Origin of the sequence: Lelliottia sp. WB101 (assembly GCF_003051885.1) — a bacterium.
Lineage (GTDB): Bacteria > Pseudomonadota > Gammaproteobacteria > Enterobacterales > Enterobacteriaceae > Enterobacter > Enterobacter nimipressuralis.
In genome coordinates this window covers 4,303,207-4,319,764 of record NZ_CP028520.1, presented here as the reverse complement: position 1 = coordinate 4,319,764, position 16,558 = coordinate 4,303,207, and the positions used below count along the sequence as shown (strand labels likewise).

Sequence of the window (16,558 nt, the reverse complement as noted above, 5' to 3'; positions counted from 1 at the left end):
GGTGAGGCGAACCCCACCCGGCCATCAGGGCAGATTATTTAGTCACTTTATCGTACCAGACCATATCGGCATTCAGCCCTTGCTGGTACCCCTTCACATTATCGCGCACCACGATCTGGGTTTTGCCCTGATCGACAAACACGTACGGCGAATTATGCTGCAACTCCTGCTGCATTTTGGTGTACAGATCCAGGCGTTTTGCCGGATCGGGCTCGGCCACGGCGGCCAGCGTGGCTTTGGTCAGCTCGGGGATTTTCCAGCCGTTAAGACCGGCCACGGTGCTGGATTTCCCGTCGTTCCAGGCAAAGGCGCTGGCATTGGAGTGCGCATCGAAGTAATCCGGGATCCACAGGCGAATCGCCGCCTGGTGCTGTTTGGCGCGCACGCGCGCATACACCTGGCTGCCCGCAGCAGGCAGCAGATCCACCTTCACGCCGCCCTGGGCGAAGCTCGCCTGCATTGACTGCGCGATAGTGATAAACGGTGGTTTATTCTCCACGTCCAGCGTGAAGTGCGCGTCTTTAATACCCGCTTTGGCGAGGATCGCTTTCGCTTTGGCCGGATCGAATTTGAACGGATTATCTTCCAGTGCGCCCGGCAGCCCGACCGGCAGGAAGCTCTGATGCACAAAATACTGGCCCTTCAGCAGATCCTTAGTGATACCGTCGTAATCCACCAGCCAGCGCGACGCTTCCCAGAACGCCGGGTTGTTCAGCAGCGGGTTAGCGCTGTTTCCGGCGTTAAACACCAGGTAGTTCTGCTCGGCAGACGGGATGCTTAACACCTTCACACCCGCTTTGCCTTCCAGCGCGCTGATTTGGTCTGCGCCCAGATCGCGGGCCACATCTGCATCCCCCTGCTGAATCAGCAGACGGCGAGAGGCCGGGTCCGGGACGTTTTTAATAATGATGCTTTTGAGCTTCGGCGCGCCGCCAGGGGCGGTGTCGTTAGCTTCCAGCACGATGGCCTGATGCGGCTGGTAGACGCGCATTTTGTACGCGCCGCTGCCCGACGAGTGCATTTTCAGCCAGGTATTACCGAAGTCGTTGTCTTTCACATTCGCTGAAACCAGCTTTTCATCGACGATAGAGGCAATCGGCGTGGAGAGAATATTCAGCGCCACCGCCGGGCTGACGTCAGCCGTCCAGTGCAGTTGCAGCGTGTGGTCATCCACTTTTTTCAGCTGGCTGGCGATATTACCCGGCTCCCAGCCCAGCACGTTCAGAATAAAGGCCGGGGATTTGTTCAGGGTGATGGCGCGGGTGTAGGAGAAAATCACATCTTCCGGGCGCAGCGGGTTGCCGGAGGCAAATTTGGCGTCAGGCTTGAGTTTGATGGTCAGGGTTTTCGCTGCTGCGTCTGCTTCCCAGCTTTCCGCCAGAATCGGGGAAATTTTGGCCGGATTATCGCGGTCAGGCTGCACCAGACGCTGGTACAGGCTCGGCACGGTCTGGATGCTGGAAAGCTCGTTGGCTTCCGCGGGATCGAGGCTCACGATATCATCAAGCCCCTGAGCGACAACCAGCGTATTCGGCGGAGTAGCGGCGTTGGCGGCGGCTGACAGCGCGGCCAATACCAGTAACGGCAGCAGTTTTTTCGTCATAGCGATCCCTGAAAGAAAATGTGTTGTGATTGTTTTTGGCATCGCTACGTTAGGCCTGCCGTGAAAATCTTCAAAGTCTAAATTCTGCTTTGCTTATGCCATGGGGATATAACGCATGCAGATTGGCTATTAAGCGCTTTCCTTCACGCAGGGCTTTTCGCCTGCTTTTTGTCCTGATATAACAATTGCATTACATATCAGGGAGTCGCGGGCGTGCCGGAAATTAATCAACATGGTCAAGTCGTAAACGATATTGTTCCCCACTGGAAAGGCGCTTCGGTGTTGCGCCGAACGCCGCTGAACGGGCGATTCTGCCGTCTGGAGCCGCTGGACGCCACGCGGCACGCCGTGGATCTGTTTGACGCGTATGCTCTGGGCGATGACAGCGACTGGACCTGGCTTGCCAGCACACAGCCGGAGAGCGTCGACGCCACCGCGCACTGGCTGTTGGGCAAGGTGATGGACGATGCGCTGGTGCCTTACGCGGTCATTGATTTACGTTCAGAGCGTGCGGTTGGCGTGGTGAGTTATATGGCGATTGAGCGGCTGATGGGGTCGGTGGAGATCGGCCACGTGACCTGGTCGCGTAAGATGAAAAACTCTCCCATGGGAACGGAAACGGTCTGGCTGCTGCTGAAAAATGCCTTCGAACATCACTACCGCCGCGTGGAGTGGAAATGCGATTCGATGAATGTGGCGTCGCGGCGCGCGGCAGAGCGGCTGGGGTTTGTCTGGGAAGGGCGGCTGCGGCAAAAACTGATCCGCAAAGGGCGCAACCGCGACAGCGATATGCTTTCCATCATTAATACCGAGTGGCCGGAGCGCGACGCCGAACTGCGCGCGTGGCTGGCGGCGGAGAACTTCGACAGCGAAGGGCGCCAGATCCAGCGCCTGGAAGCGTTCAGGCAAGGAGTTGCGGAGGATATTCCCCGTTAAACTGCCCGGTCGGCTCCATGTAATTTTATGAAGAAATAAATAGCGGGTTTTGAAAGTAACAGGGAAGGCGGGTTAACGCTGAGGCGAATTATTCGCAGAGCAGCGTTATCACGCCAACGTTTTGCTGGCACCAGTGAAGGTGAAAAGCGTGGTTGTGCGAAAAACCGGCCAGCGGACGAGCCAGCGACAGGGTGAGCGTGCTGCGAGTCATCGCCGTCACGCAGGCGCTGTCAAAACCCATATAGGCGTTAACGCGCGGGAACAGGGCTTTAAACAGGCTCTCTTTGGCGCTGAAGACCAGCGTCAGGGCGAGGGCAAACGAATATCCCGCGCTCAGCAGAACACGCTTTTCCTGCTCGTTGATAATCCCGTCCTGAATCTCTACGGCTTCCTTTTCTGCAATCAGCGCTTCGCAGTCAATCCCCACCAGCGCGTTGTCGCGGCGCACCGCCAGCGCCAGCGCTTGGGTGCCGCTGTGAGAAATACTGCCCGCAAAACCGGTTGGCCACAGCGGTTCGCCGTTCACGCCGATACCGGGCACCGTGGTGATGCCAAAGGGCTGGAGCGCCTGGATGGCGGCGATGCGTCCGGCGAGGTGTTCCGCTTTGCGTTTGGCAGAGGCGTGGCTGAGGTCGGCGTGATGAGGCAGCCAGAGCAGATCGGCGTGATCAAAGGTGGAGGGATCGAAATCGATGCGGTGAAGCGAGACGCCGCCGAGTGTCAGCAGGCTGTGTGTGGTGTGCATCGGTCCCCCTGATAGAAAAAGCCCCCTTCGATGGAAGAGGGCATACAGTCTATCAGAAGTGGGTGTTAACGCTCATGTACCAGGTGCGACCCGGTTCGTTGTAGGTGTAAGCACCTGCACCGTACATGTACGCGCCCGTGGTGGCATTCCCGGTGGTCTGGGCATTACCTGCACGCCACTGGCGTTTGTCGAAGACGTTATCCACGCCGCCGGTCAGGCTGACGTATTTGGTTACGTCCCAGGTCGCGCTCAGGCCCACGATGCTGTACGGGCTGACTTCGTCTTTTTCAGACCCGCTCACCGGCTGGCCTTTGTAGTTGTATTTCTTCGGCTGCTGCTTGCCGTACCAGGTGAAGGTCGACTGCACCGACACATCCTGCTGTACCTGCCAGCTCAGGGTTGAGTTGAGCGTGTACTCTGGGATGATTGACAGACGATCGCCGGTCTCTTTGTTCTTACTTTGCAGCATGTAGGTGATGTTGTTGGTCCAGTTGACCGCATCCGTCACCGGCACGTTTAAGGAGCCTTCCAGCCCTTCTACGACGGCTTTCGGCACGTTTTCCCACTGGTAAATATCGGTGGAGACTTTGCCGGTAGAGGTCTGGCCGATTGGCGCATAGCCCGCTTCGATTTTGTCGCGATAGTCGTTACGGAACCAGGTTGCACCCGCCAGCCAGCCGTCGCGTTTCCACTCGAGGCCAATTTCTTTGTTGATGCTGGTTTCGGCTTTCAGATCGTCGTTACCCATCATGTAACAGCCGACGCCGTCACCGCTGGCGTAGCAGCCCTGGCCTTTGCTGTAGAGCAGGTAGTTCGGGTTGGTCTGGTACAGGCTCGGCGCTTTATACGCCCGGGCGATACCCATCTTCAGCGTGAAATCATCCCCCAGACCTTGCGACAGGTTCAGGGACGGGCTCCAGTTGTTACCCACGATAGTGTGATGATCGAAGCGCAGCGCCGGGGTCAGCATGGTGCTGTCGGTCAGCTCCATGTTGTTTTCGGCGAACAGGGAGAAGATCTCCGCCTTCGAATACGGGCTACGATCGTCGCTCATGCCAGGGATCGCGCCGCCCTGCTGGGTCTGGGAGTTAGAGGCGTAATCCTTCATGCGTTGCTGGTTCCACTCGGTCCCCAGAGTCAGGTTCTGGTTGACCAGGAAATCGAACGGCAGGTTAACTTCGCTGTGCAGGGTGACGTCGGAGAGATCCGTATCGGTAAATTTGTCGCTGTTGAACAGCCCTTCCAGACCGCCCGCCAGCCCTTCGCCGAGACGCGAGTTACGGGTGTGCTCGTATTGTGCCCAGTTGCTGGTGGTCACGCCGTTATCCCAGCCGCCGTTCCAGGTCACCGCCCAGTTCTGGCGATAAATACGGTTGGTCTCTTTGCCGTAATTCTTCTTCACCAGCCCGTTCGAGCTGTTGTCGTTGTTGGTGTTCTGGGTATCGCCCGCGTAGAGGTTATTCTGGCGGCTGTAGCCCGCTTCAAATTCCAGAGACTGCATTGGCGCGAAGTCCCAGCGCACCACGCCGTTGATATCTTTGTTTTCCACACCTTCACGACCGGCCGGCAGGGTATCGGCATACATTCCGGTACGGTCGGACTGATGGCCTTGGTTGATATCCCATGCGTCGGCCTGGGTTTTGTCCAGATTACCGAACATGCGGAAGCTGAAATCGCCGCCCAGCGGGCCGCTCAGGCTGAAGTTGGTGCGCTTGGTGGAGCCTTCGTCTTTATGCTCCGGCGCGTTCAGGTAGGTGTTCCACGAACCATGCCATTGGCTGTCGAATTTCTTGGTGATGATGTTCACCACGCCGCCCGCTGCGCCGTTACCGTAGCGCGCCGCCGCCGGGCCACGAATGACTTCGATGCGCTCGATCATCTCAGGCGGTACCCAGCCGGTGTCGCCGCGCGTATCACGCTCGCCGCGCCAGCCGAGACGGATGGAGTTACGGCTGGTGACGGGTTTGCCGTCGATCAGAATCAGGGTGTTTTCCGGGCCCATGCCACGAATATCAATCTGGCGGTTGTTACCGCGCTGACCGCTGGTGGAGTTACCGGTCAGGTTAACGCCTGGCATGGTACGAATGATTTCGGCCACGTCGCGAGCGGGAGGATTTTTACGAATTTCATCAGCCGTGATGGTTGAAACACCCGGCGCCTGCAGGTTTTGCTCGGCGGCGGTGATCACCATAGTATCTTCGTGCGCGGCACTGCTGGTGGTTTTGTCGTCTGCCATGGCTGGCATGGCCACGCCGTAAATCCCCAGATTGACCAGCAAGGCCAGGGAGTGAATCTTCTTATTCATTGTACGTCCTGCTTTTCGTTGCCGCGTCCCCTTGGCTCCATTCCCTAACGGGAGAGGAGGCGGCATGAATTATCACCGGCACGTTGCGTAAGCAGCCCTGTCCTCGAGCGCACACAATGCGTGGCATGGTTATTTTATGAGCGCGCTTCCCACAGCGCGGGCACTACGCTATTGCAAATGCAAATAGTTATCAATAATATTATCAATAATTTTTGTCATATAACAAAAAAGACGCGAAAAACATGAGGTTAAACGGGTGACGGCGCTAACAACGGGAAGTGATGCCTGGTGGCAGTCAAAAAAAGGGCCGGAAGCGGTCCGCGAAGGGGATAATTATCGTGTCACTTTCTGGTGGCGCGATCCCGGCGGAACGCAACTCACCTCGACGGTGCAGCGGGTGTGGATCTACATCACCGGCGTCACGGATCACCATCAAAATGCGCGTCCCCAGTCGCTCACGCGCCTTCCCGACACCGACGTCTGGCAGTGGCAGGGGGAATTCAGCCCTGAGTGGCGCGGCAGCTACTGTTTTATTCCCTCCGATAACGCCCAGGATTTCGACCAAACCGTCTTCACCGCCGACGCGCCCGATCGCATGGCGCTGCGTGAGGGCTGGCGCAAACTGCTGCCAAACGCGATTGCCGATCCGCTGAATGCCCAGAGCTGGCGCGGCGGACGCGGCCATCCGGTGTCGGCGCTGGAGATGCCGAATGCGCCCGTTCAGCCAGGCTGGAATCATCCCGAAACGCCATATTCTGCGCCGCACTGCATTCAGTGGCACAGCCCGCGTCTGGGGAATTCGCGCCGGGTGTGGATCTTCACCACGGGCGAGGAGCGCGTAGCCGAGCGCCCGCTGGCAATTCTCCTCGACGGCCAGTTTTGGGCCGAAAGTATGCCCGTCTGGCCCGCCCTAACGGCGCTGACAAACGAGGGGCAACTGCCTCCGGCGGTCTACGTGCTCATTGATGTGATCGACACCGCCCATCGCAGCCGCGAGCTGCCCTGCAACCCCGATTTCTGGCTGGCGGTGCAGGATGAATTACTCCCGCAGATTCACGCCATCGCGCCGTTCAGCCCACGAGCTGACCACACGGTCGTCGCCGGGCAAAGTTTTGGCGGCCTGTCCTCTCTGTACGCCGGGCTTAACTGGCCGCAGCGTTTTGGCTGCGTGCTCAGCCAGTCGGGCTCCTACTGGTGGCCGCATCGCGGCGCGCAGCAGGACGGGCTGCTTATCGAACAACTCAAAGCGGGTGAAAAATCCGCGCAAAATCTTCGCATCGTTCTTGAGGCGGGCCAGCGCGAGCCGCTGATTTTCCGGGCCAATCAGGCCATTTACGCCCAACTACAACACACACAGCAGTCGATTTTCTGGCGTCAGGTTGACGGCGGACATGATGCGCTTTGCTGGCGTGGCGGGCTGACGCAGGGGCTTATCACCCTCTGGCAGCCACTCATTCACTAACGCCAGGCAGGCGATTTTTTTCGACAGGAGTTTGGTATGGAATTCAGTAATCCCTTCGACAATCCGCAAGGGCAGTTCTCTGTGTTGCAAAACGAAAACGGTCAGTACAGCCTGTGGCCCGCGCAGTGCGCACAGCCTGCGGGCTGGCGTGAAGTGTGCGCCCCGCAATCCCAGGAGGCCTGCCAGCACTGGCTGGCAGAAAACTGGCAGACGCTGATCCCGTCCTTTTTTGCCGAGGAGAACGTATGAGCACGCATCTTCCTCTCGTGGCCGCCCAGCCGGGTATCTGGATGGCAGAACAGCTCTCCACGCTGCCTAATGCCTGGAGCGTGGCGCACTACGTTGAACTCAACGGCGAAATTAACGCGCCGCTGCTGGCGAAAGCGATTGTCGAAGGCATGATGCAGGCCGACACGCTGCGCACGCGCTTTAGCGAAGACAACGGCGAAGTGTGGCAGTGGATCGATGACGCCATGACGTTCGCCGAGCCGCAACGGGTCGATCTGCGCGACAGCGCCGATCCCCATGCCGCCGCCGTGGCGCTGATGGAGGCTGATCTTCAGCAAAACCTGCGCGTCGAGAGCGGCCAACCGCTGGCGTTTCAGTGCCTGATTCAGGTCGATAATCACCGCTGGTACTGGTATCAGCGCTATCACCACTTAGTGGTTGATGGCTTCAGTTTCCCGGCGATTACCCGCCAGATCGCCGCCATTTACGCAGCCTGGTCGAAAGGCGAGCCGACACCGCCAACGCCGTTCACACCTTTTGCCGAGGTGGTGGAAGAGTATCAGCGCTATCGCGACAGCGACGCTTTTCAGCGCGACGGCGCATTCTGGGCCGAGCAGCGTAAACAGCTACCGCCTCCTGTTTCGCTCTCCCCCGTGCCGCTGCCGGGGCGTGCTGCCACGACCGATATTTTACGTCTGAAGCTGGTCGCCGATCGTCGCGCGTTCAGCCAACTGACGGCCTCCTGCCCGCAGGTGCAGCGCACGGATCTGGCCCTCGCGCTGGTGGCCCTGTGGCTCGGGCGTTTAACCGGACGCATGGACTACGCGGCGGGCTTTATCTTTATGCGTCGCATGGGATCGGCGGCGCTCACCGCCACCGGCCCGGTGCTGAACGTGCTGCCGATGGCGGTTAACATTAACCCGCAGGACACGTTGCCGGAGCTGGCCCTGCGTCTGGCGAATCAGCTGAAAAAGATGCGCCGCCATCAGCGTTACGACGCCGAGCAGATTGTGCGCGACAGCGGCCGTGCCGCAGGAGACGAAGCCCTGTTTGGCCCGGTGCTGAACGTGAAGGTCTTTGATTATCAGCTGGATATTGATGGCGTTGAGGCCGTCACCCACACGCTGGCGACCGGCCCGGTGAACGATCTCGAACTGGCGCTGTTCCCGGACGAGCAGGGCGGTTTGAGCATTGAAATTCTGGCGAACAAACAGCGCTATGACCAGGCAACGCTCACCCGCCACGTGGCGCGCCTGAATGCGCTGCTGGCGCAGTTTGCCGCCAATCCGGCACTCGTCTGCGGCGAGGCGGAAACCGTCTCGGAAGCGGAGTATCAGCAGCTGGCGCAGATCAACGACACCGGCGTGATGCTCAAGGCGACCACCCTGAGCGCCCTGGTGGCGGAACAGGCGCGTAAAACGCCGGACGCCCCGGCGCTGGCGGATGCCCACCATGCGCTGAGCTATCATCAGATGCGCGAGCAGGTCATCGCGCTGGCGACGCTGCTGCGTGAACGCGGGGTTAAACCCGGTGACAGCGTGGCGGTGGCGTTGCCGCGCTCGGTCTTCCTGACTCTGGCGCTGCATGGGATTGTCGAGGCCGGAGCCGCCTGGCTGCCGCTCGATACGGGATATCCCGACGACCGCCTGCGGATGATGCTGGAAGATGCGCGCCCATCGCTGCTCATCACCACCGACGATCAGCTCCCGCGTTTTAGCGACGTGCCGGGCCTTGATAGCCTGTGCTACGACGCGCTACTGCCTGCGAGCGGCACTGAACCGCTGAATCTGAGCACGCCGGAACAGACCGCCTATATTATTTTCACCTCCGGTTCGACCGGACGTCCGAAAGGGGTGATGGTCGGGCAAACCGCCATCGTTAACCGCCTGCTTTGGATGCAAAACCACTACCCGCTGGACGCGCAGGATGTGGTCGCACAGAAAACGCCGTGCAGCTTTGACGTCTCCGTGTGGGAGTTCTGGTGGCCGTTTATTGCCGGGGCAAAACTGGTGATGGCCGAACCGGACGCCCACCGCGATCCGCTGGCGATGCAGCACTTCTTCGCCCACTACGGCGTGACCACCACGCACTTTGTGCCGTCGATGCTGGCGGCATTTGTCGCCTCGTTAACGCCGGAAAATGCGCATTGTTGCGCGAGTCTGAAGCAGGTGTTCTGCAGCGGGGAAGCGCTGCCGACAGATCTGTGCCGCGAGTGGGAAGTGCTCACGCACGCGCCGCTGCATAACCTCTATGGCCCGACGGAAGCGGCAGTGGACGTGAGCTGGTATCCGGCCTTTGGCGACGCGCTGGCGGCGGTGTCAGGCAACAGCGTGCCGATTGGTTTCCCGGTGTGGAATACCGGCCTGCGGATTCTGGACGCCATGATGCGCCCGGTGCCGTTCGGGGTGGCGGGCGATCTCTATCTGACGGGCATCCAGCTGGCGCAGGGCTATCTGGGCCGTCCGGATCTGACCGCCAGCCGATTTATCGCCGATCCTTTTGCGCCGGGCGAGCGGATGTATCGCACCGGTGATGTCGCCCGCTGGCTGGACAACGGCGCGGTGGAATACCTGGGGCGTAGCGACGATCAGCTCAAAATTCGCGGCCAGCGTATTGAGCTGGGTGAAATCGACCGCGCGATGCAGGCGCTGCCTGACGTGGCGCAGGCGGTGGCCCATGCCTGTGTCTTTAATCAGGCGGCCGCCACGGGTGGCGATGCGCGCCAGCTGGTGGGTTACGTCGTTTCCGAATCCGGCCTGCCGCTGGACCGCGAGGCCCTGCTCGAAGCACTGAAAGCGCAGCTTCCGCCGCACATGGTGCCGGTGGTGCTGCTGCAAATCAGCGAACTGCCCCTGAGTGCCAACGGGAAGCTCGATCGCAAAGCACTGCCGCTGCCGGAGTTAACCAGCAAAGCCTCGGGCCGCGCGCCGGAATCGGACACCGAAATGGCGGTTGCGCAGGCGTTCTCCGCGCTGCTCGGCTGCGAAGTGAATGATATCGAAGCGGATTTCTTTGCCCTCGGCGGCCACTCGCTGCTGGCTATGCGTCTCGCGGCGCAGCTCAGTCGTGCGTTCTCCCGCAAAGTCACGCCGGGGCAGATTATGGTCGCCTCGACGGTTAATCAGCTCAGCACGCTGCTGGAGTCGACCATCAGCGACGAGCAGGCTCAGCGTCTGGGGTACGAAACCCTCCTTCCGCTGCGCCAAAGTACGGGCCCGACGCTGTTTTGCTTCCATCCGGCGTCGGGTTTTGCCTGGCAGTTCAGCGTGCTGGCGCGCTACCTCAGCCCGCGCTGGTCAATTACCGGTATCCAGTCGCCAAGGCCAGATGGCCCTATGGCGCAGGGCGCGACGCTCGATGCGGTGATCGAACATCATCTGCAGACGCTACGCACCCAGCAGCCGAAGGGACCCTACTATCTGTTCGGGTACTCGCTCGGCGGAACGCTTGCGCAGGGTATCGCGGCACGTCTGCGTGAGCAGGGCGAAGCGGTGGCGTTCCTCGGCCTGCTGGATACCTGGCCGCCGGAGACGCAAAACTGGGCGGAAAAAGAGGCTAACGGGCTGGACCCGGAAGTGCTGGCAGAGATCGAACGCGAGCGCGAAGCGTTCATGGCGGCCCAGCAGGGGCAGGCGTCCGGCGAGCTGTTTAGCGCTATCGAAGGGAACTACGCCGATGCGGTGCGACTCCTGACCACGGCCCACAGTTCACGCTTTGACGGCAAAGCGACGCTGTTTGTCGCCGAACGCACGCGCACCATGGACCCGCAGCAGGCGTGGGCCCCATGGGTGAGTGAGCTGGAGGTCTATCGCCAGGATTGCGCCCACGTGGATATTATCTCTCCGCAGGCGTTTGAGCAGATTGGGCCGGTGTTGAAGGGTATTTTAGGGTAAGCACAGGTTTCTGCCCTCTTCTCAGGGAGAGGGCAGAAATGAGAGGAGTCAGACCGCGCGTTTCCCCAACGGTACCACCAGCGGCGTACCCGCCACCGGATCGTCAATAATCATGCAGCGCATGCCGTAAATCCGCTCGATAAGCTCCGGCGTGACAATCTCTTTCGGCGCTCCTTGCGCCACAATCTTCCCGTCGCGCAGGGCAATCAGGTGCGTGGCGTAGCGGCACGCCTGGTTGAGGTCGTGCAAAACTGCCGCGAGCGTATACCCCTGGGTGCGATTCAGATCGCTCAGCAGTTCCAGTAGATCAATCTGATGGCTGATGTCCAGCCAGGTAGTCGGTTCGTCGAGCAGCATGATCGCGGTTTCCTGCGCCAGCACCATCGCAATCCACGCGCGCTGCCGCTGGCCGCCGGACAGCGTATCGACACTCTGCGTCGCCAGATCCGTAATGCCTGTTGCCTGCATCGCACGCGCAACGGCCTCTTCATCCTCTTTGCGCCAGCGGGTAAACAGCGGCTGATGCGGATAGCGTCCGCGAGCCACCAGCTCGTGCACCGTAATATCCCCCGGCGTGGTGGCGTTTTGCGCCAGCAGACCAATCCGACGCGCGACCTCTTTGCTGGCAAAACTCTGGATCTGCTCGCCGTCGAGAAACACGCTGCCGTGCTGGGGCGTCATCAGGCGGCTCAGGGTACGCAGCAGGGTCGATTTTCCGCAGCCGTTCGGGCCGATAATCGCCGTGAAATGGCCGTCAGGAATCGAGACGCTCAGGTCGTCGACCACGATTTTTTTACCGTAGCCGAGGGTCAGTTTTTCGCCGCGCAAGCGGGAGGTGATGGCATTCATTTCTTGCGGGACTCCTGGACTAACAAGACGATGAGGTAAATCCCGCCAAGACTGACGGTCACCACGCCCACCGGAAGTTGATAAGGCATAAACAGCTGCTGGGCGCAAAGATCGGCGGCCAGTAAAAGTAATGCGCCGCACAGGGCTGCCTGGGTTACGCCCCAGCGCGCGGTGCCGCTGATGCGTCGCGCAATGTGCGGAGCGACCAGAGCAATAAACGAAATCGGGCCCGCGATGGCGGTGGAGGCGGCGGTTAATACCACGGCGACCAGCATCAGGGTCAGGCGCGAACGCTCCACGCTGACGCCCAGCGCACAGGCACTGTCATCGCCCATCTCCAGCAGCCGCATTCGGCGCACCAGCAGCCAGGCACAGATAAACATCAGGGCGATGATCGGCGTGGCGGGCAGGGTTTTGGCCCACGTCAGGCCGTTGAGCGAGCCGGCGTTCCACAGCCCCGCAGAGAGGGACGTTTCCATCGAGGCGTGCAGCAACAGCCAGGTGTTGAAGGCCATCAGCATGGCGCGAATGCCGATGCCGATAATGATCAGGCGGAAGGTTTCGATGCCGTTGCGCCAGGCGAGCGCCCAGACCAGCAGCGAGGTGAGAATACCGCCCGCCATCGCCGCGAACGCAATCGCCGTCAGATGCTGGCCAAACAGCACCATCGCCACCAGCACGCCGCTCCACGCCCCGGTGTTGAAGCCCATCACGTCCGGGCTGCCGAGCGGGTTACGCAGCAGAGACTGGAAAATTGCGCCGCTCACACCCAGCGCGGCGCCGACCAGAATTGCCATCATCACGCGCGGCAGACGCCACTCCGTCACCACCATGGTGATATTGCGCGGTGCGCTGCCGGTGAGGGCGTTAAACACCTGGCTGAAATCGAGGGTCACCGCGCCGCTGCGCAGGCTCCAGACGGCAATCAGCAGGCTGGCGGCCACCAGCAGCAGGCAGGAGAAAACTAAACGTCGGGACGGGGCCATCACAGGGCACCTCCGCGCTGGCGTCGAACCAGGAAAATCAGCACCGGCGCGCCAATAAATGCGCTGACCACCGAGACGCGCAGTTCGCCCGGTACCAGCACGCGGCCCAGAATATCGGCAAACAGCAGCAGCGTCGGCGTGGCGAGCAGCGTGACCGGCAGCAACCAGCGGTGATCGGACCCGACAATCCAGCGCGCCATGTGCGGCATCATCAGGCCAATAAAGGCAATCGGGCCGACGACCGCCGTTGCGCTGCCGCACAGCACGGTGATCGCCAGTAAACCGAGCAGCTGCGTACGCGCCACGCGGCTGCCGAGCGCGGTGGCGGTGTCTGTTCCGAGACTCAGGCTGTTCAGCGCCCGGCTGGAGAGCAGCGCGATGGCGGCGGCGATCAGCACCGGCAGCGTCACCACTTTCAGGGTTTGTAGCGTGCGAATATCCAGCGAACCGGCCTGCCAGAAGCGCAACTGATCCCAGACGTCCGGGTTGAGCAGGGCGATGCCGCTGGACAGACCTTCGAGTACCGCGCCGAGCGCCACGCCCGCCAGCGTCAGACGGACCGGGCTAAGCTGGCCGCCGCCCTGGCTGCCGGTAAAGGCCACCAGCAAGGACGCGGCGAGGGCGCCGCAGAAGGCCATCAGCAGTTGTTCGCCGGGGGAGGAAAAACCAAACAGCGCCGCGCCGAGGACGATAGCAAAACTGGCACCGGCGTTAACGCCGAGAATACCGGGGTCTGCGAGGGGATTGCGGGTCAGGGTTTGCATCAGCGCACCGGCGAGGCCAAGCGCCGCACCGGCCAGCAGCCCGGCAAGGGTGCGCGGCAGACGGGCGTCCAGCACAATAATGCAGTCTGCGCGTTGGCAGGTACCGGACAGGGCATCGACGATCGTGGATGCGGGCAGCGGTTTCGCGCCAACCAGCAGGCTGAGTGCAACAGCAAGAATGAGTAACAACAATAAAACGGGCACGGCAGCGGCGCGCACCGTCAAAGAGGAAGACGACATAGCAACATCCATGATTTGATAATGATAGTAATTATCGTTATCTATCTTATTTGGCTATGTTAGCATGTGCGGCCATGGAATTGGTAGAAAGTTAGACCACAAGGCCTTGTCATGAATCAAAAATCCTGGCTGCTCAACCTCAGCCTGCTGAAAACGCATCCGGCGTTTCGCGCCGTGTTTATCGCCCGTTTTATCTCCATTTTATCCCTTGGCCTGCTTGGCGTCGCCGTTCCGGTGCAGATCCAGGCCATGACTCACTCCAGCTGGCTGGTCGGGCTTTCCGTCACATTAACGGGCAGCGCAATGTTTATCGGCCTGATGGTCGGCGGCGTGCTGGCGGACCGCTACGAGCGTAAAAAACTGATCCTGCTGGCGCGCGGCACCTGCGGCGTGGGCTTCGTCGGGCTGTGCCTGAACGCCTTGCTCCCGGAGCCGTCGCTTATCGCCATTTACGCGTTAGGGCTGTGGGATGGATTCTTTGCCTCGCTGGGCGTGACGGCACTGCTGGCGGCGACGCCAGCGCTGGTTGGGCGTGAAAATCTGATGCAGGCCGGGGCGATCACGATGCTCACCGTGCGTCTGGGTTCGGTGATTTCGCCGATGGTCGGCGGCCTGCTGCTGGCGACCGGGAATGTTGCCTGGAACTACGGCCTGGCGGCGGCGGGGACCTTTATTACCACGCTCACCTTGCTGCGTCTGCCGCTGTTACCCCCTCCGCCGCAGCCGCGCGAACACCCGTTGAAGTCACTGATGGCGGCGATCCGTTTTCTGTTCAGCAATCCGCTGATTGGCGGGATTGCGCTCCTCGGCGGGCTGCTGACGATGGCGAGCGCGGTGCGCGTGCTTTATCCGGCGCTGGCGATAGAGTGGCAGATGAGCGCCTCGCAGATTGGCCTGCTGTACGCGGCAATCCCGCTCGGTGCGGCGTTTGGCGCCCTGACCAGCGGCAATCTGGCGCACAGCGCGCGGCCTGGTCTCATCATGTTGTCGGCGACGCTGGCATCGTTTATCGCCATCGCTTTCTTTAGCCTGATGCCATTCTGGGCGCTGGGCGTGGTGTGTCTGGCGCTGTTTGGCTGGCTGAGTGCGGTGAGTTCTTTGCTGCAATACACCCTGATTCAGACCCAGACGCCGGAAGGCATGCTCGGGCGGATCAATGGCCTGTGGACCGCGCAGAACGTGACGGGTGATGCAATTGGCGCGGCGATTTTAGGCGGGCTGGGGGTGATTATGACCCCGGTGGCGTCGGCGAGCAGCAGCGGTTTTGTGTTGGCCATCGTCGGGGTGATTTTATTGATGACGCTGGCAGAGTTACGCCGGTTCCGTCAGGAACCCGTTGTGATTGAAGAAGTATAAAATGCAGTGCCCGGTCAGGCGTAACCGCCACCGGGCACAACCGTCTTCGCTATTTGAATAACGTCTCTAAACGCTGCAACACCAGCATCGCACTGTAGTAATCCAGGCGGAAGGTCTCCGTGCCGAGCGCCCAGACGCGTTTGTTTTGCACCGCCGTCAGATGGGCCAGCAGCGGGTTAGCGTAAATCGCATCCACATCTTTCTGGTCACCCGCAAACAGGAACAACCCTTGTCCGTTCAGACCCGTCGCCAGGTTTTCACCGCCCAGCTGGATAATATCGTGGCGTTGGCCCTGGCTTTTGGATGTGTGTAGCCCGGCAGGCAGTTCAGCCAGCTGGAAGCCGAGCTGTTGCAGGAATTTCCCCTGCGCCGATTCGGTGGTCCACAGGTTCGCGCTGTGCGCAGCGGCGGTGTAGACGATGGCGTTTACCGGCTGTGGCGGCAGCTTCATTTTCTGTTTCACCTGCGCCAGCTGCGTGTCGAATTCCGCGATGCGGGCGGCAGCCTGCTTTTCCTGCCCGGTGATCGTGCCGAGCTGCGTCAGCAGTTCCTGCCAGCTTTTATCGTCGTAGTTAATCACCAGTGTCGGCGCGATAGCTGAAAGCTGATCGTACAGCGCGAGGGCCGAATCGCCGCCGGTAGCGCTGATCAGGATCAGATCCGGCATTTGCGCGGCCACGGCTTCTGCGCTCGGTTCGCCGATATAGAGGCGGGAGAGTTTGCGTGCTTTGGCGATATCGCCCCATTGGCGCATAAAGCCCTGCGCATCCGCCACGCGGTTGTTAGGGGTGGTGGCACCGCTGGCAATGACCGGCGCGTCAATCGCCAGCAGCGAGCCGGTGAGGGTCACGCTGGTGGAAACAATGCGGGTCGGTTTGCTTTCGAGGGTGTGCGTACCGTGGCTGTCGCTCACCTGGCGCGGCCAGTCGGCGGCGGTGGCTGAGGTTAGTCCTAAAACAAAAAGTCCTGCGAAAAGCAGGGTTTGACGACAAACGGCAGGGAGTTTCACAAAGCGGCATCCTGTTTTTGTTGAGGTTAATGCTTCTCATTTTCATGAATGCGCCGAAGGGATGCAAGCGATAGTCGCACAAGATGCGCTGTCGGCGGTTGACACCGTCGCGCTCTGCTATTAGGTTAGCCATCGAAAATATAAATGATAATTATTCGTACTGCGTTTATCATTTTTAAGGA

At 60.5% G+C, this 16,558-nt stretch carries 11 protein-coding genes and 1 pseudogene; 5 read left to right on the top strand and 7 right to left on the bottom strand.

Going from position 1 to position 16,558, the window contains the following annotated elements:
- Nucleotides 1-34: 34 nt before the first annotated feature.
- Nucleotides 35-1,603 (bottom strand): ABC transporter substrate-binding protein, encoded by a 1,569-nt coding sequence (locus tag DAI21_RS20950; RefSeq protein ID WP_107704083.1) that lies wholly within the window; start codon nucleotides 1,601-1,603, stop codon nucleotides 35-37.
- A gap of 213 nt (nucleotides 1,604-1,816) precedes the next feature.
- Between DAI21_RS20950 and DAI21_RS20945 the strand changes: the two genes are divergently transcribed.
- On the top strand, nucleotides 1,817-2,539 hold the full coding sequence (locus tag DAI21_RS20945) for a GNAT family N-acetyltransferase (RefSeq protein WP_107704082.1): 723 nt from the start codon (nucleotides 1,817-1,819) through the stop codon (nucleotides 2,537-2,539).
- A gap of 88 nt (nucleotides 2,540-2,627) precedes the next feature.
- On the opposite strand, the gene entD is transcribed toward DAI21_RS20945, so the two are convergent.
- Nucleotides 2,628-3,284, bottom strand: coding sequence for an enterobactin synthase subunit EntD (gene entD, locus DAI21_RS20940; RefSeq protein ID WP_107704081.1), 657 nt, complete (start codon nucleotides 3,282-3,284; stop codon nucleotides 2,628-2,630).
- 52 nt (nucleotides 3,285-3,336) lie between these two features.
- The gene (locus tag DAI21_RS20935; protein ID WP_107704080.1) at nucleotides 3,337-5,589 is read right to left on the bottom strand and encodes a TonB-dependent siderophore receptor; all 2,253 of its coding nucleotides are present in this window, start codon (nucleotides 5,587-5,589) and stop codon (nucleotides 3,337-3,339) included.
- 250 nt (nucleotides 5,590-5,839) lie between these two features.
- Between DAI21_RS20935 and fes the strand changes: the two are divergent.
- The 3 genes and pseudogenes from fes to entF form a co-directional block, all read left to right on the top strand.
- Nucleotides 5,840-7,051 (top strand): annotated as a pseudogene (gene fes / locus DAI21_RS20930) (enterochelin esterase); the annotation flags it as partial.
- A 36-nt stretch (nucleotides 7,052-7,087) separates the two neighbouring features.
- The gene (locus DAI21_RS20925) at nucleotides 7,088-7,300 is read left to right on the top strand and encodes an MbtH family NRPS accessory protein (RefSeq protein ID WP_100777279.1); all 213 of its coding nucleotides are present in this window, start codon (nucleotides 7,088-7,090) and stop codon (nucleotides 7,298-7,300) included.
- The gene (gene entF / locus DAI21_RS20920) at nucleotides 7,297-11,172 is read left to right on the top strand and encodes an enterobactin non-ribosomal peptide synthetase EntF (RefSeq protein ID WP_107704078.1); all 3,876 of its coding nucleotides are present in this window, start codon (nucleotides 7,297-7,299) and stop codon (nucleotides 11,170-11,172) included. The genes DAI21_RS20925 and entF overlap by 4 nt, the downstream gene beginning before the upstream one ends.
- A gap of 48 nt (nucleotides 11,173-11,220) precedes the next feature.
- On the opposite strand, the gene fepC is transcribed toward entF, so the two are convergent.
- From fepC to fepD, 3 genes are read right to left on the bottom strand one after another with little or no spacing between them, the layout of a single operon-like run.
- A complete protein-coding gene (fepC, locus tag DAI21_RS20915) occupies nucleotides 11,221-12,021 on the bottom strand; it encodes an iron-enterobactin ABC transporter ATP-binding protein (protein ID WP_100777277.1) in 801 nt (266 codons plus the stop codon).
- Entirely contained in the window at nucleotides 12,018-13,010 is a 993-nt protein-coding gene (fepG, locus tag DAI21_RS20910; RefSeq protein ID WP_107704077.1) for an iron-enterobactin ABC transporter permease, read from the bottom strand. The genes fepC and fepG overlap by 4 nt, the downstream gene beginning before the upstream one ends.
- Entirely contained in the window at nucleotides 13,007-14,011 is a 1,005-nt protein-coding gene (gene fepD, locus DAI21_RS20905; RefSeq protein WP_107704076.1) for a Fe(3+)-siderophore ABC transporter permease, read from the bottom strand. The genes fepG and fepD overlap by 4 nt, the downstream gene beginning before the upstream one ends.
- A 111-nt stretch (nucleotides 14,012-14,122) precedes the next feature.
- On the opposite strand from fepD, the gene entS reads away from it, so the two are divergent.
- Complete coding sequence (gene entS / locus DAI21_RS20900) at nucleotides 14,123-15,367, top strand: enterobactin transporter EntS (RefSeq protein ID WP_100777274.1); 1,245 nt, start codon at nucleotides 14,123-14,125, stop codon at nucleotides 15,365-15,367.
- Nucleotides 15,368-15,416: 49 nt separating this feature from the next.
- Here the strand turns inward: entS and fepB are convergent, their stop codons facing one another.
- Nucleotides 15,417-16,376 carry a Fe2+-enterobactin ABC transporter substrate-binding protein gene (gene fepB / locus DAI21_RS20895; protein WP_107704075.1) on the bottom strand — a complete coding sequence of 320 codons (960 nt, stop codon included), beginning with the start codon at nucleotides 16,374-16,376 and terminating at the stop codon, nucleotides 15,417-15,419.
- Nucleotides 16,377-16,558 lie beyond the last annotated feature (182 nt).